Annotated in this window: 22 protein-coding genes; 12 read left to right on the top strand and 10 right to left on the bottom strand. The window is 60.7% G+C overall.

Features of this window, described 5'->3' with window-relative positions:
* Nucleotides 1–7 precede the first annotated feature (7 nt).
* The 3 genes from EK369_RS10955 to EK369_RS10945 all read right to left on the bottom strand — a co-directional run bounded on the left by EK369_RS10955 (nt 8) and on the right by EK369_RS10945 (nt 4,037).
* A complete protein-coding gene (locus tag EK369_RS10955; protein WP_127114281.1) occupies nt 8–2,182 on the bottom strand; it encodes an RNA degradosome polyphosphate kinase in 2,175 nt (724 codons plus the stop codon).
* A gap of 87 nt (nt 2,183–2,269) precedes the next feature.
* Nucleotides 2,270–2,944 (bottom strand): P-loop NTPase family protein, encoded by a 675-nt coding sequence (locus EK369_RS10950; protein ID WP_127114280.1) that lies wholly within the window; start codon nt 2,942–2,944, stop codon nt 2,270–2,272.
* A 1-nt stretch (nt 2,945) separates the two neighbouring features.
* A complete protein-coding gene (locus EK369_RS10945) occupies nt 2,946–4,037 on the bottom strand; it encodes an AI-2E family transporter (protein WP_127114279.1) in 1,092 nt (363 codons plus the stop codon).
* A gap of 160 nt (nt 4,038–4,197) precedes the next feature.
* On the opposite strand from EK369_RS10945, the gene EK369_RS10940 reads away from it, so the two are divergent.
* Together EK369_RS10940 and EK369_RS10935 are read left to right on the top strand one after the other, a co-directional pair.
* The gene (locus EK369_RS10940; RefSeq protein ID WP_127114278.1) at nt 4,198–5,001 is read left to right on the top strand and encodes a helix-turn-helix transcriptional regulator; all 804 of its coding nucleotides are present in this window, start codon (nt 4,198–4,200) and stop codon (nt 4,999–5,001) included.
* Nucleotides 5,002–5,314: 313 nt separating this feature from the next.
* Complete coding sequence (locus EK369_RS10935) at nt 5,315–5,860, top strand: hypothetical protein (protein ID WP_127114277.1); 546 nt, start codon at nt 5,315–5,317, stop codon at nt 5,858–5,860.
* 65 nt (nt 5,861–5,925) lie between these two features.
* Here the strand turns inward: EK369_RS10935 and EK369_RS10930 are convergent, their stop codons facing one another.
* The gene (locus tag EK369_RS10930; protein WP_127114276.1) at nt 5,926–7,782 is read right to left on the bottom strand and encodes an SLC13 family permease; all 1,857 of its coding nucleotides are present in this window, start codon (nt 7,780–7,782) and stop codon (nt 5,926–5,928) included.
* Between the two features lie 238 nt (nt 7,783–8,020).
* Between EK369_RS10930 and proS the strand changes: the two genes are divergently transcribed.
* From proS to EK369_RS10910, 4 genes are all read left to right on the top strand, one after another.
* Nucleotides 8,021–9,373, top strand: a complete 1,353-nt coding sequence (gene proS, locus EK369_RS10925; RefSeq protein WP_127114275.1) for a proline--tRNA ligase — start codon at nt 8,021–8,023, stop codon at nt 9,371–9,373.
* 162 nt (nt 9,374–9,535) lie between these two features.
* Nucleotides 9,536–10,048: a DUF2937 family protein gene (locus EK369_RS10920; RefSeq protein WP_127114274.1), complete on the top strand. Its 513-nt coding sequence runs from the start codon at nt 9,536–9,538 to the stop codon at nt 10,046–10,048.
* A 29-nt stretch (nt 10,049–10,077) separates the two neighbouring features.
* Nucleotides 10,078–11,364 carry a lipoprotein-releasing ABC transporter permease subunit gene (locus EK369_RS10915; protein WP_127114273.1) on the top strand — a complete coding sequence of 429 codons (1,287 nt, stop codon included), beginning with the start codon at nt 10,078–10,080 and terminating at the stop codon, nt 11,362–11,364.
* Nucleotides 11,357–12,040 (top strand): ABC transporter ATP-binding protein, encoded by a 684-nt coding sequence (locus EK369_RS10910; RefSeq protein ID WP_127114272.1) that lies wholly within the window; start codon nt 11,357–11,359, stop codon nt 12,038–12,040. The genes EK369_RS10915 and EK369_RS10910 overlap by 8 nt, the downstream gene beginning before the upstream one ends.
* On the opposite strand, the gene EK369_RS10905 is transcribed toward EK369_RS10910, so the two are convergent.
* Both EK369_RS10905 and EK369_RS10900 read right to left on the bottom strand, forming a co-directional pair.
* Nucleotides 12,037–12,483, bottom strand: a complete 447-nt coding sequence (locus EK369_RS10905) for a DMT family transporter (protein WP_127114271.1) — start codon at nt 12,481–12,483, stop codon at nt 12,037–12,039. The genes EK369_RS10910 and EK369_RS10905 overlap by 4 nt on opposite strands.
* A gap of 9 nt (nt 12,484–12,492) precedes the next feature.
* Nucleotides 12,493–12,903, bottom strand: coding sequence for a PaaI family thioesterase (locus EK369_RS10900; protein ID WP_127114270.1), 411 nt, complete (start codon nt 12,901–12,903; stop codon nt 12,493–12,495).
* Between the two features lie 210 nt (nt 12,904–13,113).
* Between EK369_RS10900 and EK369_RS10895 the strand changes: the two genes are divergently transcribed.
* Genes EK369_RS10895 through EK369_RS10885 form a run of 3 tightly spaced genes read left to right on the top strand, consistent with a single transcriptional unit; the run spans nt 13,114 to nt 14,321 of the window.
* Nucleotides 13,114–13,479, top strand: coding sequence for a c-type cytochrome (locus EK369_RS10895; protein WP_127114269.1), 366 nt, complete (start codon nt 13,114–13,116; stop codon nt 13,477–13,479).
* 33 nt (nt 13,480–13,512) lie between these two features.
* Nucleotides 13,513–13,920: a c-type cytochrome gene (locus EK369_RS10890; protein ID WP_127114268.1), complete on the top strand. Its 408-nt coding sequence runs from the start codon at nt 13,513–13,515 to the stop codon at nt 13,918–13,920.
* Nucleotides 13,917–14,321 carry a cytochrome c gene (locus tag EK369_RS10885; RefSeq protein ID WP_235871402.1) on the top strand — a complete coding sequence of 135 codons (405 nt, stop codon included), beginning with the start codon at nt 13,917–13,919 and terminating at the stop codon, nt 14,319–14,321. The genes EK369_RS10890 and EK369_RS10885 overlap by 4 nt, the downstream gene beginning before the upstream one ends.
* A gap of 113 nt (nt 14,322–14,434) precedes the next feature.
* Here the strand turns inward: EK369_RS10885 and EK369_RS10880 are convergent, their stop codons facing one another.
* The 4 genes from EK369_RS10880 to EK369_RS10865 all read right to left on the bottom strand — a co-directional run bounded on the left by EK369_RS10880 (nt 14,435) and on the right by EK369_RS10865 (nt 17,145).
* On the bottom strand, nt 14,435–15,091 hold the full coding sequence (locus EK369_RS10880; protein ID WP_127114267.1) for a DNA-3-methyladenine glycosylase I: 657 nt from the start codon (nt 15,089–15,091) through the stop codon (nt 14,435–14,437).
* A 15-nt stretch (nt 15,092–15,106) separates the two neighbouring features.
* Nucleotides 15,107–16,165 (bottom strand): YeeE/YedE family protein, encoded by a 1,059-nt coding sequence (locus EK369_RS10875; RefSeq protein ID WP_127114489.1) that lies wholly within the window; start codon nt 16,163–16,165, stop codon nt 15,107–15,109.
* Between the two features lie 65 nt (nt 16,166–16,230).
* Nucleotides 16,231–16,569: an ArsR/SmtB family transcription factor gene (locus EK369_RS10870; protein ID WP_127114266.1), complete on the bottom strand. Its 339-nt coding sequence runs from the start codon at nt 16,567–16,569 to the stop codon at nt 16,231–16,233.
* A gap of 213 nt (nt 16,570–16,782) precedes the next feature.
* A complete protein-coding gene (locus EK369_RS10865; protein ID WP_127114265.1) occupies nt 16,783–17,145 on the bottom strand; it encodes a thioredoxin fold domain-containing protein in 363 nt (120 codons plus the stop codon).
* A gap of 76 nt (nt 17,146–17,221) precedes the next feature.
* Here EK369_RS10865 and EK369_RS10860 point away from each other — a divergent pair, with 76 nt between their 5' ends.
* From EK369_RS10860 to soxX, 3 genes are all read left to right on the top strand, one after another.
* The gene (locus tag EK369_RS10860; RefSeq protein WP_127114264.1) at nt 17,222–17,959 is read left to right on the top strand and encodes a cytochrome c biogenesis CcdA family protein; all 738 of its coding nucleotides are present in this window, start codon (nt 17,222–17,224) and stop codon (nt 17,957–17,959) included.
* Between the two features lie 25 nt (nt 17,960–17,984).
* The gene (locus tag EK369_RS10855) at nt 17,985–18,563 is read left to right on the top strand and encodes a thioredoxin family protein (RefSeq protein ID WP_127114263.1); all 579 of its coding nucleotides are present in this window, start codon (nt 17,985–17,987) and stop codon (nt 18,561–18,563) included.
* Nucleotides 18,564–18,746: 183 nt separating this feature from the next.
* Nucleotides 18,747–19,226, top strand: a complete 480-nt coding sequence (gene soxX, locus EK369_RS10850) for a sulfur oxidation c-type cytochrome SoxX (protein ID WP_127114262.1) — start codon at nt 18,747–18,749, stop codon at nt 19,224–19,226.
* Nucleotides 19,227–19,229 lie beyond the last annotated feature (3 nt).

Genomic DNA, 19,229 nt, shown 5'->3' with positions numbered 1-19,229 from the left:
CCCCGGGTCAATCTTCGGTGTGAGTCAGCTTTGGCACATCCGACGCTCCGGCCGAGCCTCGGCCAGACAGGGAAGGGTTCTCCATGAAGAACCTGTGGCAATTGAACGCAAACTCACCTTCCGGAACCTGGCAACGGTCAAAGGACCCATCGGGGTTCATCACCCAGCTTTGCGCCACATCTGCCAGATTCGCCGCCATGATCTGACTGACGATCTGCGCCTTGACGGTGGCATTGGTCACCTCGATCAGCGTTTCCACGCGACGGTTGAGGTTGCGCCCCATCCAGTCGGCCGAGCTGATATAGACACGTGCCTTTTTCGACGGCAGACCTGCGCCGTTGCCAAAACAGGCAATGCGTGAATGCTCAAGAAACCGCCCCACGATGGATTTCACGCGGATGTTTTCACTCAACCCCTTGATGCCGGGACGCAGGCCACAGATGCCGCGCACGACGAGGTGGATTTTAACTCCGGCCTGGCTCGCCTCGTAAAGTGCATCAATCACTTCCGGCTCGATGAGCGAGTTCATCTTGGCCCAGATCTGTGCGGGTTTGCCGGCCTTGGCGTGCTCCATCTCGTCGCGGATACGTTCGATCAGCGTGGATTTCAGCGAATGCGGCGAGATCGCGATGTTTTCCAGTTTTTCCGGGCGCACATAGCCAGAGAGATAGTTGAACACCTTGGTGGCGTCGCGGCCCAGTGCAGCGTCACAGGTAAAGAACGACAGATCGGTGTAAATCTTTGCCGTGATGGGGTGATAGTTGCCGGTGCCATAGTGGGTATAGGTCACCAGCCTGTCGCCCTCACGGCGCACCACGGTGGAAATCTTGGCGTGAGTCTTCCACTCGGTAAAGCCATAGACCACATGGGCGCCAGCGCGCTCCAGCCGCCGGGACTGGCGAATGTTGGCAGCCTCATCAAACCGCGCCTTCAACTCTACCAATGCCGTGACGGATTTGCCGTCTTCCGCCGCCTCGCACAGCGCTTCGACAATGGGCGACTTCTTTGAGGTCCGGTACAGCGTCTGCTTGATCGCCAGCACATTCGGATCCGCTGCGGCCTGTTTCAGAAACCGCACCACCATGTCAAAGGTTTCATACGGGTGGTGTAGCAGCATGTCCTTCTGCTTGATCGCGGCAAACATGTCGCCGTCATGGTCCTGTACCCGCTCAGGCACCCGCGGCGCAAAGGATGGCCACAACAGGTCCGCCCGCTCGTCCAGAACCAGTTCACTCAGGTCCGAAACACCGATCATGCCCTCGATCTCGACCATCTCATCGGGACCAACATGCAGTTCATCCATGATCGTCGACTTCAGGCTGCCCGGCGCATTCGCGGAAATCTTCAGCCGCACCACTTCACCGCGCCGCCGCCGCTTTAGCGCCACCTCGAACTCGCGCACGAGGTCTTCGGCCTCTTCCTCAACCTCCAGATCGCTGTCGCGCAACACCCGAAAGGTGCAATGCCCCTTGGCGCTATAGCCGGGAAACAGGCTGTCGAGATGCAGCAACAGCAGGCTTTCCAGCGGCAAAAAGCGCTGCAGGCCCTCGTCCGAAGGCAACCGCACAAAGCGGTCAATCTGTTGTGGAATAGGCAACAGAGCTTTCAGACCCTTCTTGGTCTTTTTGCGTTCCAGTTGCAGCGCCAGCGAATACCCTGTGTTGGGAATAAAGGGGAACGGATGCGCCGGGTCGATAGCCAGCGGCGACAACACCGGAAACACCTGGTTCAGGAACACGTCCGACAGGAATTCACGGTCACTTTCGTCAATTGCCGTGTGGTCCAGGATGATGATGCCTTCGGCTTCCATTTCCTTGCGCAACTCGCCGAAAATCCGTTGCTGCGCCATCATCAGGTTGCGCGCATCCTCGTTGATCAGCACCAGCTGCTCCGACGGCGTCAGCCCGTCCTGCGCCGGGTTTATATGCCCCTCGCGCTGCAACTCGCGCAGGCCCGCCACGCGCACCGTGTAGAACTCGTCCAGGTTGGTGGCCGAGATCGACAGGAACCGCAACCGTTCGAGCAGCGGCACACGCGGATTTTCGGATTCCTCCAGCACCCGCCAGTTGAACCCCAGCCAGCTCAGTTCGCGATTGTAAAACCGCCCCGGACCGCTCAGATCCACATCTGGCAGCTCAACGGGGTCGGGAAAATCAGATTTCAAAAAGTCAGCATGGGTCATGGACAAGCTCTGCCATTGGCGGGTAACGGAAACGTGAAAGAAACCGAAGTATCTGCCTGTTTTTGCAGAGAGTCCAGTGCCCGCCCGTCAGCCTTGGCCCGCCTCGATCACCCGCCTGGCCAGCGCCCGTGTAATGGGCCGCTTTTCACTGAGGGACAGCTGGTCCAGCGCCTCGACCAAGGCCTGTGCCGCCTCGAACGACCGGTCCATCTGGCGCACCAGATAGGGGATGGTGTCGGGGTGGGGGGTCAACTGACGGTCGTGGAACAGCTTGGCCAGAACCACCGTCAAAAGCGTGTCGTCAGGCTGTTCCAAGGCCGCCACGGTGGTGCCCTGCATACGGCTCATCAGGTCGGGCAGGGTCAGGCCCCAATGCTTTGGATCGCTCTCGCCGGTCAGCAGCAGGGTTTGGCCCTCGGCCAGCACGAGGTTGTGCAAATGGAACAGCGCGTTTTGTGCGTTTGGCCTGTCTGCGATCTCCGGCACATCCTCGACCGCCACCGGCCCCCGCGCAAGATCGGGAATGCCGTCTTCGCGCAGATCACGCGCCGCCACAATGCGCGCGCCACTCATCGCCGCCCAGACATGCACCAGATGAGTCTTGCCCGCGCCGGTTGGTCCCGACAAAACCAGCTTGCCGCCCGCCCAGTTTGGCCAGGCCTCGATCAGCCCCAGCGCCATGGCGTTGGCGGGGCTGACGAAAAAGTCATCCCGCCCCAGCGCTGTACGCACCGGCAGGGTCAGGTTCAGTTGCTCAGGCATCTCAGCTGTCTTGTGTCTCGTCGGTGTTGGCGGGCGACATACCTGCGCGCCCGGAATACAGTTTCGACCCGGTGTATTGCCCGATGAAGAACCGCGCAAGCACACCGATCGCGGCGGCCAGCGGCACCGCCACCAACATGCCGACAAAGCCAAACAACGCGCCAAAAACCGACAGCGCAAAGATCAGCCAGACCGGGTGCAGCCCCACCGAGGAGCCCACCAGCTTGGGCGTCAACACATTGCCCTCAATCACCTGGCCCACGACAAAGATGCCACCAACAAGCCCCAAAGACACCCAATCACCCCAGAACTGGAACACGCCCAGTCCGATGGCCAACGCCCCGCCGATCAAGGCCCCGACATAAGGGATGAAGGTCAGCGCCCCGGCGACAAAGCCAACCACCAGCCCGAATTGCAGCCCCACCAGCATCAGGGCAATCGCGTAATAGGCCCCGAGCATCATGCAGACTGATCCCATGCCGCGAATGAATGATGCCAGCGTGTTATCAATCTCTCCGGCCAACAGCCGGATTGTCGGCGCATAGTCCAGCGGCAACAGGTCGTTGATGACCTGAACCATCTTGTCCCAGTCCAGCAGCAGGTAAAAGGCCACCACCGGCACGATGACCATCAAGGCCACCACGTTGATCACCGAAATGGCCGAGCTCAGCACACCCTGCAACAGCTCGCCCCCATGTTCCTTTACCGCGGTTCCGATGGACTGCAACGAGCTTTGTACAACAGAACCCTCTTTCAGCAGGTCCGGAAATCGCGTGTTGATAAAGGTCAGCAAATCCGTGGCCAGTTGCGGTGCCGTTTCAACCAGCGCGATGGTTTGCTCGATCAACATTGGGACAACCGCCAGCAACAGGATCACCGCCGCCACCAGTGCAACCAGCGTGATCAGCACCGTGGCCATGACCCGGCTCAGCCCGATCTTTTCCAGCCGATCCGCCACCGGATCCAGGAAATAGGCAATCGCCCCCCCCAGCACAAAGGGCAGCATGATGTCGCCGAGGTACCACAGCGCCAGCACAAACACGCCCATGGCGATGCCCCAATAAGTGACCTGCTGTCGAACTGGTAACGCCATGTGAAAACCTCTTATTCAAACCACCCCTCATGGATTTATCAAATGGGCTGGCTTTTCAAGGGCCGACCGGCGTTTCTGTGCAGATTGCTGTGGCTGTTCCGCCCCGCCCGCCGCCTCCCGGGTCTCGACAAGCCGGGGTCATGACCCTAACCATAATAGTATGCCTTTGCGGTCAGATGAGTTTTCCGAGTGCCTCCATAGCCTGTCCCCGCAGGCCACTGTGCGGGCGATTTGCCAGATTGGGGCCGCCGAAACGGTCGAGGATGCCTGGCGCGAAGGCACCACCGCCCTGCAACAGTTCGGGTTCGAACGGGTCAACTACGGTTTTACACGCTACCGGGTGGGGGTTGGCATTGGCGACCCCGATGACGCGTTTTTCCTCAGCACCCATTCTCCCGAGGCCGTGCGTGCCTTTCATCAAAGCGGGGCCTACCTGCGCAGCGCCGATTTCCGTTGGGTGCGCGAGAACAGCGGCGCCTGCAGTTGGGGCTGGGCACACGCCGAACGCGCCGCCGGGCGTCTCAGCGCCAGCGAATGCAAGGTCATGGATCAGCTTGGCTCGGGGCGTCGGCGTGCGGGCTACACGGTCAGCTTCCCGGTCACCCAGCCCCGTTCCAAGGGCGCGATGGGCATGGCCGCGCAGCATGGCGTGTCTCAGGGGGACGTCGATGCGCATTGGGCGCAACATGGCGAAAGCCTCATGGCGATTGCCCAGACCCTGCATCTGAAACTCAGCCAGATGCCGCTCGACGTCAGCGGCGCGCGTCTCACCACACGCCAACGCGAAATCCTCGAGCTGTTGGCAGATGGCAAATCCCTGCGCGACATCTGCGAAATCACGGCCCTGTCACGCAGCGCGATTGAGAAACACCTGCGCCGGGCCCGCGAGGCTTTGGCCGTTGAAACCACGGCCCACGCGGTGGCCAAGGTCAGCTTTCTGAACCAGTTGTTCGTGCAGGGCTGATCGCCTCCGGGCGCGATCCGGCCACAAGCAACTGTGGTTTTCCACAGTTCCGTTTCCCGTAAAAAGGTGCCATACTTGGAGTGTTCCGTGAGTGGTTGCCCAACCGGCGTCCTTTCCGGTCTGGGCATATTTGGAACCTTGGGGTTGGGGCTGTTGTTCTGGCTTCGATCACATGTGCGCTGCCGCCTTCATCCCCATTTGGGCGGCAGCGCGACCTGCACCCGCGCAATTGATTGTGTTTCTAATCGCTGGACCCACCGGGTCGCATTGGGCAAATATCCATTGTGAACAGAGTTTGAGACAGGGGACACCCATGCCCGAGCCATTGAACATCGACGACATCGTTGCCCGCCTGCGCGCCGCTGCCAAAACGCCCGAGGCCCGCGCCAAAGTGCGCGCCATTGTCGAAGAGGTGGTGGCTGACCCCGACGCCGCCGCGCGCGCCTTTGGTGATCCGGGTGATGATGTGATTCTTTTTGAAGATGACACCGTATCCATCTGGTACTGCCATTTTCATCCCGGCATGTCCGTGCCTGCCCATGACCACCAGCTCTCAGGGTCGATCGGCGTGTTTCGGGGGCGCGAGCGCAACGATTTCTTCAACGCCGACCCCGCAGGCGGATTGCGCAAAAGCTCGGATGTGTTTCTTGGCCCCGGCGATGCGCTGTCCTTTGGGCCCAACGCGATCCACTCGGTCACCTGTGTGTCAGAGACACCCTGCAATGGTCTGCATGTCTATCTTGGGGCGCTGACCACCGTGGAGCGCACGCTCTTTGACATCGACAAGGGTGACGCCATGCCCTTTGACGATGAGAATTACGAAAAGCTCATGGCCGCGGATCGTTTCGGTCACGGCTAGCGGCGGAACAAGGCGTTTCGAAACGCCTTGGCAAGCGGTTTCGAAACCGCTTCCCCCCGTCCGGCTCAGAACACCACGTTCAGCATCACCAGTGACACCACCAGGAACAACACCGTCATGATGGTGCCGGAGCGGATGAAATCCTTTACCTTGTAGCCCGCAGGCCCCATCACCAGCGCATTCACCTGATGCGTCGGAATGATGAAACTGTTCGAGGTCGAGATCGCCACCGTCAGCGCAAAAATCGCCGGGTTGCCCCCCGCTGCCACCGCGATTGAGATCGCCAGCGGTACCAAGAGCACCGTTGCTCCCACATTGGACATGACCAGTGAAAACCCGGTCGCCAGAATGGCCACACCGGCCTGCAGGGCCCAAATGGGCCAGCCATCCAGCACGCCCAGCACCACCTGCGCAATCCACGCCGCCGTTCCGGTGTTCTGCACCGCCTGTCCAAGGGGTATGAGACAGGCCAACAGGAACACCGTGTTCCATCCCACCGCGCGATAAGCCTCGTCAATCGACAGGACCCGCGTCAGCAACATGCCCACCGCACCCGTTAGCAGACACAGGGACAGGCGCACATCGGAAAACAGGATCAGCGCCAGCGAGATCACAAAGAACAACAGCGCCCAGCCCACCTTTTGCGGCCGCAACTCTTCCTGCGGGAAATCCGAGGTGACCACGATCAGGTCCGAATTCTGCTTGAGCTTGGTCAACGCCTCCCAACGCGAATGCACCACCAGCATGTCACCTGCCTGAAACTCGACCAGCCCGATCTGGGTTGGCTCATGCTCGGGCGTCTGCACATGGCTTAGCGTTTCTTCGCCACGGTGGATCGCCAACAGCGAAACTCCAGTGGATTTGCGCAGCTGCAATTCGCGCGGGCATTTGCCGATCATGGCACTGTCCGGCGGGATCACCAGTTCGGCTATCCCGGCATTTGTCAGGGCAAACTCTTCCGAAAAAACCTCGAGCTGAGGCAGCACCCGCAATCCGTATTGTTCGGCAAACTCCTCGACGACGCGCCCCTTGCCAATGATCGCCAGCCGACAGGGCGCAGCAATTTCTGCGGTCAGGATCTGCAGCATCGACACCTTGCCGCGATAGCTGGTGGAAATGATGTAAAGGTGATGCTCGTGGTTGATGTCTGCGATGATCTGGCCCACCAGATCACTGTCTTCCGGCACTTCGACCTCAAACACATCGGCGCGAATACCATATACCCGCTTCAGATAATCCTTGGTGTCCTTGCCCGAGGTCGCATCCGACAGGCTCTGCGTGTCGGGCAGCACCCAACGCCCGAGCAGCAGGAAATACAGGATTCCGGTCGCGATCAGCACCACCCCGATGGGCGTGACCGAGAACAATCCGAACTCTTCCATCTGCATCTCGGGCGACAGGTTCGCATTGGCCGAGCGTACAAGGTCATTCAGCAGGATCAGCGGGGATGAGCCGACCATGGTCATCGTGCCGCCCAGAATGGCGCAGAACCCCATGGGCATCAAAAGCCGTGACAGCGGAATGCCCGAGCGCGCCGAAATCCGGCTCACCACCGGCATGAACAGGGCTGCGGCGCCGACGTTCTGCATGAAACTGGAAATCACCCCGACAGTGCCAGAGACGATGGGCAGGATACGCGCCTCGGTGCCGCCGCCCACCTTCAGGATCTTGGCGGCGACCTTGTTCATGATCCCGGTCTTGTCCAGCCCGGACCCCAGGATCATCACCGCGATGATCGAGATCACCGCGTTGGACGCAAAGCCCTCAAACAGCTGATTGACATCAGCCAGGTTGTCCAGCCCCGGCGCATAAGACAAGAGCCCGACAATCACCAGAACCAGGATCGCGGTCAGGTCGATCCGGATCAATTCTGACACAAACAAAAAGACCGTCAGGCCCAGCACGGCCAAAACGACGGCCATTTCATACGTAAAAGCGACGGGTTCCAATAGCTCACTTCCTCGTCTGGCCTGCGCGACACCCCTCGCACCCAACCGATAGGTCCAATCTGACACTATTGATGCGCTTCTGTCACTTGTTTTGCTGGATTCACGCCTGCACGCGCTTGTCAGGGCGCGCGGGCTGGCCTAAACCGCTGGACGATGAATTCATGGGCGCGGACCGACCCTGCGACCCGACTACCTTAGAAAGAGACCCGAGATGCGCCTCTCCCGCTATTTCCTGCCTGTCCTCAAAGAGACGCCCGCCGAGGCGCAGATCGTCAGCCACCGTTACATGCTGCGCGCTGGCATGATCAAACAGCAAAGCGCCGGGATCTATTCCTGGCTGCCGATGGGCTTCAAGGTGCTGCGCAAGATCGAGAACATCGTGCACGAAGAGCAGATGCGCGCCGGTCACATTCCGATCCAGATGCCAATCCTGCAGGGCGCCGACCTGTGGCGTGAATCCGGTCGTTACGACGATTACGGTCAGGAAATGCTGCGGATGCAGGACCGTCACGGCCGCGACATGCTCTATACGCCGACCGCCGAAGAGATGGTTACGGACATCTTCCGCAGCCACGTGTCGTCCTACAAGGACCTGCCGCTGACCCTCTATCAAATCCAGTGGAAGTTCCGCGACGAAATCCGTCCACGTTTTGGCGTGATGCGGGGTCGCGAATTCTACATGAAAGACGGCTACAACTTTGACCTCACCAAAGAAGACGCGCTGCACGCCTATAACCGTCACCTGGTAAGCTATCTGCGCACCTACGAGCGTATGGGCCTGCAGGCGATCCCGATGCGCGCCGATTCCGGCCCGATTGGTGGCGATGACACCCACGAATTCCTCGTGCTGGCGGATACCGGCGAGTCCGAAGTGTTCTATGACAGCGCCGTCACGGACCTGTCCTTTGGCGACCGCGAGATCGACTATGACAGTGTCGAGCAGTGTCAGGGCGTGCTGGAAGAGTTCACCTCGAAATACGCGCGCACCGATGAGACCCACGATGAGGCACTGTTCAACGAGGTGCCCGAGGAGCGCCGTCGCGTGGCGCGCGGTATCGAGGTGGGGCAGATCTTTTACTTTGGCACAAAGTACTCCGAAGCGCTGGGCGCCACGGTCCAAGGTCCGGACGGCAAGCCCGTGCCGGTGCACATGGGCTCGCACGGGATTGGTGTCTCGCGTCTGTTGGGCGCCATTATTGAGGCCAGCCATGACGACAAGGGCATTATCTGGCCCGAAGGTGTGACGCCGTTCCACTGCGGTATCGTAAACCTGAAACAGGGGGACGACGAGGCGGACGCCGCCTGTGATGCGCTGTACAAGTCGCTGACCGCGCTGGGCCTTGAGCCGCTCTATGACGACCGCAAAGAGCGGGCAGGGGCCAAGTTTGCCACCATGGACCTGATCGGTCTGCCCTGGCGCATCACCGTGGGGCCGCGGGGGCTGAAAAATGGCGTTGTGGAATTGACCTGTCGTCGCACGGGTGAGAGCGAAGAGATGCCGCCCGAACAGGCCTTGGCCAAGGTTGCGGAGATCTACAAAGGCCACATGGTGCGCGGGCTGTAAGCAAATTGTGCGCCCCAAGGGGCGCGCTGGATATCTCGGCCCCGGGTGGGGCCTCGGGATTTGCCTGCGGCGCGAGTATTTTTGGCAAGATGAAGAAGGGGCGTTTCGTGCCCCTTTTTTGTTGGGCACGAGGTGATAGGCTGGGGCAAAGTGAGGGTGAACATGTTTGCACGTGTGGTGGTATTGGCCGGAGGCCTGAGTGGCGCAGCCGGGTTGTCGCAATTCCCGGAGTTTTCCCAGCAATACCTGCAACGCCTGGCGGGGGCCGTGGATGAATTGGGCCGGGTTGTGGCTGAATTTGATGCGGATGCGGCCGAGGTGGGTCTGAGCCGTGAGGCAGCGCTTGTGGATCTTGCCAAGGGCGGCACCATGGGGGCGGCACGGGCCGATACCATGGTGGAGACAATCGGGCGCCATGACCGTCTTGCGGGCGATCTTGAGGCCATGCGCGAGGCCGGGCCGTTCACGCGGGCCTATAACGCGGGGCGCTTTACCGATGGCGAGATTGCCGAAGCCGCCTGGCAGGATTTCCGCCCCGCCATGCCGCTGACCTTTGAGGGGCTTGTGTTCTCCGGGGCCGGGTTGATCGCGGGGCTGGGGATCATGAGTCTCAGTGTTGCGCTGATCCGCTGGCCGTTTCGACGTCGGCTTGACCGCGAGTCGCGCGCTCTCTAGGTTGCCGCCAAGAACAAGCCGGAGCAGTCATGGCAGGCACACCCCCCCCTTTCGCACCCTTTGAGTGGATGATCGCGTGGCGCTATTTGCGTGCGCGCCGCGCCGAGGGCGGTGTCAGCGTCATGACCTGGATCAGCCTGATCGGCATTACGCTGGCGGTCTTTGCCCTGATTGCGACGCTGGCGGTGCGCTCGGGCTTTCGGGCCGAGTTTGTCGACACGATCCTGGGCGCAAATGCCCATGTGAGCGTGTATCAGTCGGGCGTTGTGGATGCATCCGGGCGCATTGACCGTTCCATCCACGACTATGAGGACATGGCCGCGCGTCTGCGTGCGGTTGAGGGCGTGACCCGCGCCGCGCCGCTGGTCAAAGGGCAGGTCATGGCCAACCTGCGCAACCGTAACTCTGGCGTTGAAGTCTATGGAATCGAACTGGAAAACCTGAAAGAGTTGCCGCGTATTGCTGACCCGGCGACCGGACGGGGCGACATCAATCGATTTGATCAGGGGATCGCGCTGGGCACCGGTGTGGCGCGCGAATTGGGGGTGATCGTCGGCGACAAGATCAAGCTGATTTCACCCAACGGCGTGAAAACTGCCTTTGGCACCAGCCCGCGTATCAATGCCTATGAGGTGGTCTATATCTTTTCAGCGGGCCGCTATGACATCGACCGCACCCGCGCCTATCTGCCCTTTGCCGAGGCTCAGAAATTCTTCAATCGTGACGGGGTGGCGGACGAAATTGAAGTGATGGTTGAAGAGCCTGAAGCGGTGGAGGATCTGGCCATTGCGCTGATCCGCGCCGGGGGTGAAAGAACGCTGCTCTGGACCTGGCGCGACGCCTCGGGCGGGTTTTTGCGTGCTCTTGAGGTTGAAGACAACGTGATGTTCATCATCCTGTCGATCCTCGTGCTGATCGCCGCCATGAATATCGTGTCCGGCCTCATAATGTTGGTAAAGAACAAGGGGCGCGACATCGGGATTTTGCGCACTGTCGGCCTGACAGAAGGGTCGGTGCTGCGAGTCTTTTTTATCTGCGGGGCCTTTACGGGGATTCTTGGAACCGTTTTTGGCGTGGTTCTGGGATGCCTGTTTGCGATCTATATCGATCCGGTGTTCGGATTCGTAAACTACATCATGGGCGGAGGCACCTGGGATCCGGCCATTCGCGGCATTTATCACCTGCCTGCACGGCTTGAGATGGCAGACGTGTTGAGCGCCGTCGGTTTGTCGCTGGGATTGTCCTTTGTCGTGACGATTTTCCCCGCGCGCCGCGCTGCGCGGCTCAATCCGGTGGAGGCTCTGCGCTATGAGTGATACCGTCTTGCGTCTTGAGGGGCTGGAAAAGAGCTATAACAAGGGCTTGCCAGGAGAAGTGAATGTCCTGCGCGGAGCTGACCTGACACTGCAGGCTGGTGAGGTTGTGGCGCTGGTCGCGCCGTCCGGTGCGGGCAAGTCGACCCTGTTGCATATTGCTGGGCTGCTTGATCAGCCCGACCGCGGCACCGTGGAAATTGCCGGGCAGAACTTTACCGGCAAGTCGGACCGCCGACGCACCATCGCACGCCGTCAGGATGTGGGTTTTGTCTATCAATTCCACCATTTGCTGCCCGAATTTAATGCGCTGGAAAACATCGTTTTGCCGCAGCTGGCCAACGGCAAAACGCACGCGCAGGCCGAGGGCCGCGCGCGTGATCTGCTTGGGCGGGTTGGGGTTGAAAACCGGGCAAGCCATCGCCCTGCGGCGCTGTCTGGTGGAGAACAACAGCGGGTGGCTTTCTGTCGTGCGCTGGCCAATCAACCGCGGCTTTTGCTGGCGGACGAGCCCACCGGCAATCTTGATCCGGGCACCTCGGATCAGGTCTTTGGCGCGCTGATGCAGCTGGTTAAGGAAACCGGCCTATCTGCCTTGATTGCCACGCATAATCTTGATCTCGCGGCGCGTATGGATCGGCAAATGCGGCTGGACAACGGCCTGATTGTTCCGGCCTAGGCCAGCTGGGTCAGCCACACACCGGCGGCCATGACCGCGATGCCACCTGCACGGGCCAGCGACAGCGGGCTGACCTGCGCACCAAATAGACCAAAGTGGTCAATGGCCGCGGCCGAGATCAACTGTCCCAGCAACACAAAGAACACCGCATTGCCGACGCCGAACTTCGGCGCAATCCAGGTGATGGTCAGGACGTAAAACGCCACCAGAACACCGCCTAGAAACAAATGCTTGGGAGAAGAGGTTAATCCCGCCAAGAGGTTGCTTTGACCCGACACCAACAGCACAAAAATTGCCGTAGTCAACGCCACGCAAAACAGAACAACACCCGCCGCGAGCGGTGACCCCAGCCGTTGCCCCAGCGCCGCGTTCAGCGCAGCGAGAACCGGGATGCCGATCCCGGCCAACAGCATCACACCGGCATATTGAAAAGTCTGGCTCATGTTGATCCCTCAGGGCACGTAAAAGGTGGCTGTCGCGGTGGCAACATCTTTGCCGGACGGTGACGCGGTCATGGTGGCGCGGGCAAAGATCAGCGCCTTGCCCGCCCGCACGATCTCGGCGCGGCAGCGGATCATCTCGCCCACGCCGGGGCGCAGGAACACGGTGTCGAGGTTGGTCGTCGCCACCGGGCGCGGCTCGCCCAGGTGGCCCATGGCCGCAAAAACCATCGCCGTGTCGGCCATCGCCGCCAGCGCCTGGCCCGATATGATGCCGCCCACACGCGCCAGGTCCGGCGTGATCGGCATGGTCAGCGTTGCGCCTGTCGCGTCGATGTCTGCAATGGTCAGGTCCAGTGCTTTGATCCAAGGGGCAAAGTTGTCGTCTAGCACCTGTTGCGCTTGGGTCGGGGTCAGGGTCATGCGCGGCCTCGTCTTTGGGGTGTCTTGCCCAACCATGGCCCGTGACGGCCCCCGTGTCACCACCCGACCGCAGTCTGCCCCGCAATGACGTGGTGTCGTGCCGCTCATGGGCGAAACGACGATTCCCTTTTGGCCGGGACAGCGTATGATCGGAATCAAAGATAATGCCCTCAGGTTGGCTACAATCAGGGCAGACGAGCAGGAGGGGATATGCGTCCGGGAGTGACTTTTATTGGGTTTGCCGCCGTTACGGTATTGATGGCCTGTGCGCAGAACGTTTCTGTCGGGCGCGCGGTCTATCATGAGCATTGTATCATGTGCCACGGCGAGGCTGGGCACGGTGATGGAGAGTTTGTCGACAAACTGCTGATCCCGCCGCCGGACCTGACCACGCTCACCCGTAACAATGGTGGCGACTTTCCCCGGTCGCGTGTCAGTGACGCCATCACAGGCGACAGGCGCGGCGACCACCTCAGCGGTGCCATGCCGGCATTTTCGGATGTGGCGGGCAGCGGCACGATTGCAGAGGCCAAACTTGGGGCTTTGTTAACCTATCTGGAGTCCCTTCAGGGATAAACCCGGACCCTAGCGCCGGTAGAGGAGGATGAGATGCGACGACTTGGTTCGAATTTGGGGGCGGCTTTGGGGCTGTCCCTCGCGGCGACCACGCTTTTGGCAGCGGACGCCGAAGAGGGCGCGGCGCTCTATCTGGAGCATTGCGCCGCCTGCCACGGGCTGGAGGTTGACGGCAACGGGCCGATGGCGGGCGTGATGACGATCAAACCCGCAGACCTCACGACGCTGGTCTCGGGCAATGAGGGTGTGTTTCCCTATGAGCGTGTGGTGAAACGCATCGACGGGCGCGACCCGCTGGTGGCCCATGGCAGCCCGATGCCGGTTTATGGTCACTTTTTCGAAGGGGGTGCCGGGGCGCTTAAAACCCAAAACGGGCAACCTATCCTGACCAGCCGGGCGATTGTGGACCTGGTGCGCTATCTTGAAACGGTGCAGCAATGAGGCTGGCACTGGCGCTTGTGGGGATGCTGGCGGTGCTCTGGGCCTGTACTTCGGCAGAAATGCCGGACCAGTTGGACGGGGAGCGGGTTTACGAGGCCAATTGCGAATCCTGTCATGGTCTGTCGGGCAAGGGCGACGGCGCGCTTGCCGCAACACAGAACCCGCCACCGACGGATCTGACCGGGCTTGCGGCGGCAAACGGCGGCGTTTTCCCGGTTTCGGCAGTGCTGAGCAAGATTGACGGCTATGCCGCGCACCCGGACGTGCAGGCGGTGATGCCCGCCTTTGGCGAGATGCTCGAGGGTGACACGGTGCCCGTGGAAACCGAAGACGGCACGCTCACCCCGACCCCGCGCAAGCTGGCGGCACTTCTGGCCTATCTGGAGACCCTGCAACCGTAGGTCGGACAAAATTGTCCGACCTACCAGGGGAGTGGATAGAGCCTGACGCATGGCGTTTGGGGCGGGGGCGGATGCCTCCGGCGGGAGTATTTTCGGCAATACGAAGAGCAGGGTCAGAGCGTAAAGGCGAGGATGCGGCTGATCTCGGTCAACCCGCGGCCGGACTGATCCATCCACGTGTTGAACGCGCCCTGAACGGCCCGCATCGCGGTTTTCGAGGTGGCGGGCCTGTCGATCACCCCTTCGGCGATCAGCCGTGCGGTGACATCGCGGCTGAGGATAAAGGCATCGCGCCCCGCAAAGCGCATCGCGTATTGTCCGCTCATGCCCCCCAGCCGCGCGCCATCCTTTTTCATCCGCTCCAGCAGGCCGATGTAGTCGGTTGAGGGCCAGCCCCCCAGCACCGCGCCCGCGCCGCCCTCATTGCGCAGGGATTGCAGGAAATGCGCGTTCTCAATCACCGTGCGGATCTTGGGGCCATTGCGCACGATGCCCTTGTCCGCCATCAGCCGATCCATGTCCTCATCATGCAGGAATGCACAGCGATCCACGTCAAAGCCATGAAAGGCGGCCTCGAACCCATCCCATTTGGTTTCAATGACTTTCCAGTTGAACCCGGCCTGAAAGATGCACTTTGTCATCACCGCCAGCCAGCGGTCCTCGGGCATCTCGGTCACCTTTGGGTCGGGCAGAGGGATCATGTCCTCCAGCGCCTCTTTGCCGCCCTTGCGCTCGGCGGCCATGGCGTAGAGTTCATCAAAAGATCTCATGTATATCTCCGGCGGTCATTCGGCTGGTTGAAAACCTTCGATCAGCTGGCGCAGGCCGATGGCGGCCCCGGCAAAGATCGCGAGGAAGGTCACAGGCGCCGAAAAGGCCAGCAGTGAAAACGCCGTCAGGCCCTGACCCACCGTGCAACCAATCGCGAGGATTGCGCCTGCGCCCATGATCATCGCGCCAAAGATCTGGCGGCGCAGCTCGCGCGGATCTTCGCAGGCCTCCCAGCGGAAATGCCCCTTGATGGTCGAGCCGATAAAGGCTCCGACCCAGACGCCCGCCACTGAGCCGACGGCAAAGGACAGCGGGCGGACCGAGCCGTTCATGGCATAAAGGATGGTCTCCCCAACCGGGGCTGAGAAGCTGTGCGAGACAAGCGGCAGGGCGTCAAAGCCGTTGGTGGCGACCCATTGGCTGCCCCACCAGCCGGAAATCACCGCCACGGCCACCATCAATGACCAGAAAATCGCGCTGATATCTTTCAGGAATGCGCGCGAGGCCAGGGCACCAATCATGATCGCCGCGCCGATGGCCATGCCGATCAGTACAGGCGAGAGGCCGGTAAAGGCGCCCAGTTGATGGGCAATGCCCGGCGGCACCGGTGCGGTCACATCCACTTGCGGGAACACCATGTTGCGCAATGGCGCCAGAGGGCCTGCCAGCACCACATAGGCCGACACGCCCATCACCAGCACGATCACGAAAGACCGCAGATCCCCGCCGCCCAGCCGCGCAATCGCGCCATAGCCGCAGTTGCCCGCCAGAGCCATGCCATAGCCGAACATCAAGCCCCCCACCACGGAGGCCAGCGGCATCCAGCGAATCGAGAAATAAAACGAGTTTTCCGCCTCGAGCGCGCCCATGCCAATCAGGCCAAAGGCCCCGAGGATCGAGGCGCCAATGGCCAGCACATACATGCGCATGCGCGTGGCCGACCCGCCATAGAGCAGGTCTTCGATGGCGCCCAATGTGCAAAAGCGGCCGACGCGCGCGGCCAGTCCCAGCAACAGGCCGCCAAGCGCGCCAAACAGCGCAACGGTGTTGCTGTCTCCAAGAGTTTCAAGCAGTGCCAACATGATCGGGGCCTTTCTCTCGCAGAAACGGTGCGACGGTCCTGATCCGGGGGGTGATGTCAGCTGTCGTCGTTACAGAACAGATCGTAGACCACTTCCAGCATACGGCGCGGACGGTGATCTGCCAAACGGTAATAGATGGTCTTGCCTTCGCGACGCGGGACAACCAGCCCCTCGAGCCGCAGGCGGGACAATTGTTGCGAAACCGCCGCCTGACGCGCCGAGATCAGCTCTTCGAGCTCGGTCACCGACTTTTCGCCGCTGACCAGGTGACACAGGATCATCAGCCGGCCTTCGTGGCTGATCGCCTTCAAGAAGTTTGACGCCGTGGTGGCATTGTCCACCATGCGGTCCATCTCGTCGTCACTTATGTCGTCCGTGAACACCGGAAGTGCCATGGTCTTTCCTTTTTTTGCATGCCCGTACCCTGTGCGGACATATCACGGCGGCATGCCGGTCTTGGCGCCGGTCAGCCGCATCCCCGATTACAGGCGCGTTGTTTCGCGTCACCTGATTTGACTGCGCCTTACATCAAACCAGTTCCATATGAAACCTTCGCAGGTTTCCTCAGGTTTTTTGCCATGACCGGGTGTCGCAACCCGGTCACGGTTTTACTTGGTCGCACCTTTGAACCCGGCGTGTTCCGCCAGGAGGTTTTCAATATGCCACCAAAAGAAATCTTCGCCCGGGTAGCCTTCGAGCCGGGCAATCTCTTGCCCGTCTTCGATCAGGATAAAGGTCGGCGTAAAGTTGACCGCGCGGGCATATGTCAGGTCAGCCGGTTTCTGGCGCAACTGTTCGCGCCGCAACGGCGCCAAGAGCCCTGCCTCGGTTTTTGGATAGATCGGCCCGATTTCGGCATTCCACTGTTTGCAGGTATAACAGCCCGGCTGCTCGACCATGACCAGCTCTACGGCCCAGACGGGCAGGGCGGTCGACAGCAGAACTGACGCAGCGGCAAGAAAATTACGCATGGACGGAACCCATTTCATTGACGAACCTATAACGCACAACATAATCTGAATATGTGCATAGATCAAGGAGAGCGACGTGCTCGAGATTTCCTTTGCAGGGGCGGCGCTGGCCGGACTGCTGTCATTCTTTACGCCCTGCATCCTGCCGATGGTACCTTTTTATCTGTGCTACATGGCCGGGATATCCATGTCCGAGCTGCAGGGCGACGGCGCCATTCAGCCGGGAGCACAGCGCAGGCTGGTGATCTCGGCGATCTTTTTCGCGCTGGGGGTCACCACCATCTTTGTGCTGCTTGGCATGGGGGCCACCGCGCTGGGGCAGGCCTTTGCCCAGTGGAAACAGCCGCTCTCCTATGTGGCGGCGGGCATCCTGGCCATCTTTGGCCTGCACTTTCTCGGAGTGATCCGCATCGGCCTGCTTTACCGCGAGGCCCGGATCGAGACCAAGTCCGAGCCCACCACCGTCATCGGCGCCTATGTCATGGGGCTGGCCTTTGGCTTTGGCTGGACGCCCTGCGTCGGTCCGGCGCTTGCGTCGATTCTCATGGTGGCCTCGGGCATGGGCGATCTGTGGCGCGGCGCGCTCCTGCTGATGGTCTATGGTCTGGCCATGACCGCGCCCTTCATCATCGCGGCGCTCTTTGCCCGGCCGTTCCTGCGCTGGATGCACCGCAACCGCAAATACCTGCCTTACGTCGAAAAAGTCATGGGAGGCATGCTGTTGCTCTTTGCCTTCCTCATTGCCACCAACACCGTCAACATCATTGCCGACTGGCTGATCCGCTATGTCCCCGGCATGACGGGGCTGGGCTAATCTGAATGCAACGGGAGGAAACGACATGAAGAAACTCGTGATGGCGCTGGCCGCGCTGGTGATGGCCGCACCGGTTGTTGCCGCTGAACTGGGCGACGACGGGCTGCACAAAACCCATTGGTTCCGGGACACCTTCAAGGACCTGCAGGAAGACTATGAAGAGGCGCGTGCAGAAGGCAAACGCGTGGTGCTCATCTTTGAACAGCGCGGTTGCATCTATTGCAAGGCGATGCACGAAGACGCCTTTCTCGATCCGCGCGTGATGAAGATGCTGGAAGAGGATTACTTTCCCATCCAACTGGACCTTTATGGTGCGAACGAGATGGTCGACACCGATGGCGAGGCGCTGGAAGAGCGCGCCGCAGCGCGTAAATGGGGGGTGATGTTCACGCCCACGATGGTCTTCTTGCCGCCCGTGATGGACCCCGAAAAATCCGCCATGCAGCAGGCCGTCGCGGTGTTGCCCGGCGCCTTCAAGGGCGGCACCACCAACGACATGCTGACCTGGGTTCTGGAAGAGCGCTACCTCGATCAATCCGAGGAAGATTTTCAGCGTTACCACGCCCGCATGATTCGTGAACGCGGCGACGGGGCAGGCCACTAAAACGTCCGCGTTTTATTGTTGCGCAGGTTTTCGCGCATTTATAACATGTGGAAAGCCTGCCTCTTTTCCCGAAAATACAGTCAATAATTCATTTCTATGAATTTGTTGTTGCGTTCAGCATATCCGGTCGACTACGGTACACCGAGCTTACCCAGCGAACACAGGTAGCCCGAGGGAGGAAACATGAAGCTTACAACTCTGACACTGGTGGCGACATTCGCGGCTGGCGCAGCCTTTGCCGGGGGCATGGTTGCTCCTGCGGATGTGGCGTTCACCGAAGATGGCGCGGTCGAGGCATCACTGTCCGGCGCCGCCGGCGACGCGGCGAACGGCGCCAAGATCATGACGACCAAGTCGCTTGGCAACTGCATTGCCTGCCACGAGGTCACCGCCCTGAGCGAAGCGCCGTTCCATGGCGAAGTTGGTCCCATGCTGGATGGCGTGGCCGACCGCTGGAACGAAGCCGAACTGCGCGGCATCCTGTCGGACGCCAAACGCACCTATGACGGCACCGTGATGCCCGCCTACTACAAGGTTGATGGCTTCACCCGCCCCGGCAAGGCTTATACCGGCAAGGCACCTGACGGCCCGCTGGATCCACTTTTGAGCGCGCAACAAATCGAAGACGTGGTCGCGTTCCTGATGACTCTGAAAGACGAGTGATCA

Origin of the sequence: Shimia sediminis, assembly GCF_003990645.1 — a bacterium.
Taxonomy (GTDB): Bacteria; Pseudomonadota; Alphaproteobacteria; order Rhodobacterales; family Rhodobacteraceae; genus Shimia; species Shimia sediminis.
The sequence above is the reverse complement of the archived record's forward strand: the minus strand, read 5'-3'. Positions and strand labels throughout refer to the sequence as shown.

Excerpts from the sequence above, each read along its gene's own strand:
- EK369_RS10905 (WP_127114271.1), bottom strand. The coding sequence starts at position 12,483 with ATGAGCCAGACTTTTCAATATGCCGGTGTGATGCTGTTGGCCGGGATC.
- soxX (WP_127114262.1), top strand. The coding sequence starts at position 18,747 with ATGAAGCTTACAACTCTGACACTGGTGGCGACATTCGCGGCTGGCGCA.
- EK369_RS10910 (WP_127114272.1), top strand. The coding sequence starts at position 11,357 with ATGAGTGATACCGTCTTGCGTCTTGAGGGGCTGGAAAAGAGCTATAAC.
- EK369_RS10940 (WP_127114278.1), top strand. The coding sequence starts at position 4,198 with ATGCCTTTGCGGTCAGATGAGTTTTCCGAGTGCCTCCATAGCCTGTCC.
- EK369_RS10880 (WP_127114267.1), bottom strand. The coding sequence starts at position 15,091 with ATGAGATCTTTTGATGAACTCTACGCCATGGCCGCCGAGCGCAAGGGC.
- EK369_RS10950 (WP_127114280.1), bottom strand. The coding sequence starts at position 2,944 with ATGCCTGAGCAACTGAACCTGACCCTGCCGGTGCGTACAGCGCTGGGG.
- EK369_RS10895 (WP_127114269.1), top strand. The coding sequence starts at position 13,114 with ATGCGTCCGGGAGTGACTTTTATTGGGTTTGCCGCCGTTACGGTATTG.
- EK369_RS10935 (WP_127114277.1), top strand. The coding sequence starts at position 5,315 with ATGCCCGAGCCATTGAACATCGACGACATCGTTGCCCGCCTGCGCGCC.
- EK369_RS10865 (WP_127114265.1), bottom strand. The coding sequence starts at position 17,145 with ATGCGTAATTTTCTTGCCGCTGCGTCAGTTCTGCTGTCGACCGCCCTG.
- EK369_RS10870 (WP_127114266.1), bottom strand. The coding sequence starts at position 16,569 with ATGGCACTTCCGGTGTTCACGGACGACATAAGTGACGACGAGATGGAC.
- proS (WP_127114275.1), top strand. The coding sequence starts at position 8,021 with ATGCGCCTCTCCCGCTATTTCCTGCCTGTCCTCAAAGAGACGCCCGCC.
- EK369_RS10945 (WP_127114279.1), bottom strand. The coding sequence starts at position 4,037 with ATGGCGTTACCAGTTCGACAGCAGGTCACTTATTGGGGCATCGCCATG.
- EK369_RS10855 (WP_127114263.1), top strand. The coding sequence starts at position 17,985 with ATGAAGAAACTCGTGATGGCGCTGGCCGCGCTGGTGATGGCCGCACCG.
- EK369_RS10885 (WP_235871402.1), top strand. The coding sequence starts at position 13,917 with ATGAGGCTGGCACTGGCGCTTGTGGGGATGCTGGCGGTGCTCTGGGCC.
- EK369_RS10955 (WP_127114281.1), bottom strand. The coding sequence starts at position 2,182 with ATGACCCATGCTGACTTTTTGAAATCTGATTTTCCCGACCCCGTTGAG.
- EK369_RS10920 (WP_127114274.1), top strand. The coding sequence starts at position 9,536 with ATGTTTGCACGTGTGGTGGTATTGGCCGGAGGCCTGAGTGGCGCAGCC.
- EK369_RS10900 (WP_127114270.1), bottom strand. The coding sequence starts at position 12,903 with ATGACCCTGACCCCGACCCAAGCGCAACAGGTGCTAGACGACAACTTT.
- EK369_RS10890 (WP_127114268.1), top strand. The coding sequence starts at position 13,513 with ATGCGACGACTTGGTTCGAATTTGGGGGCGGCTTTGGGGCTGTCCCTC.
- EK369_RS10915 (WP_127114273.1), top strand. The coding sequence starts at position 10,078 with ATGGCAGGCACACCCCCCCCTTTCGCACCCTTTGAGTGGATGATCGCG.
- EK369_RS10930 (WP_127114276.1), bottom strand. The coding sequence starts at position 7,782 with ATGGCCGTCGTTTTGGCCGTGCTGGGCCTGACGGTCTTTTTGTTTGTG.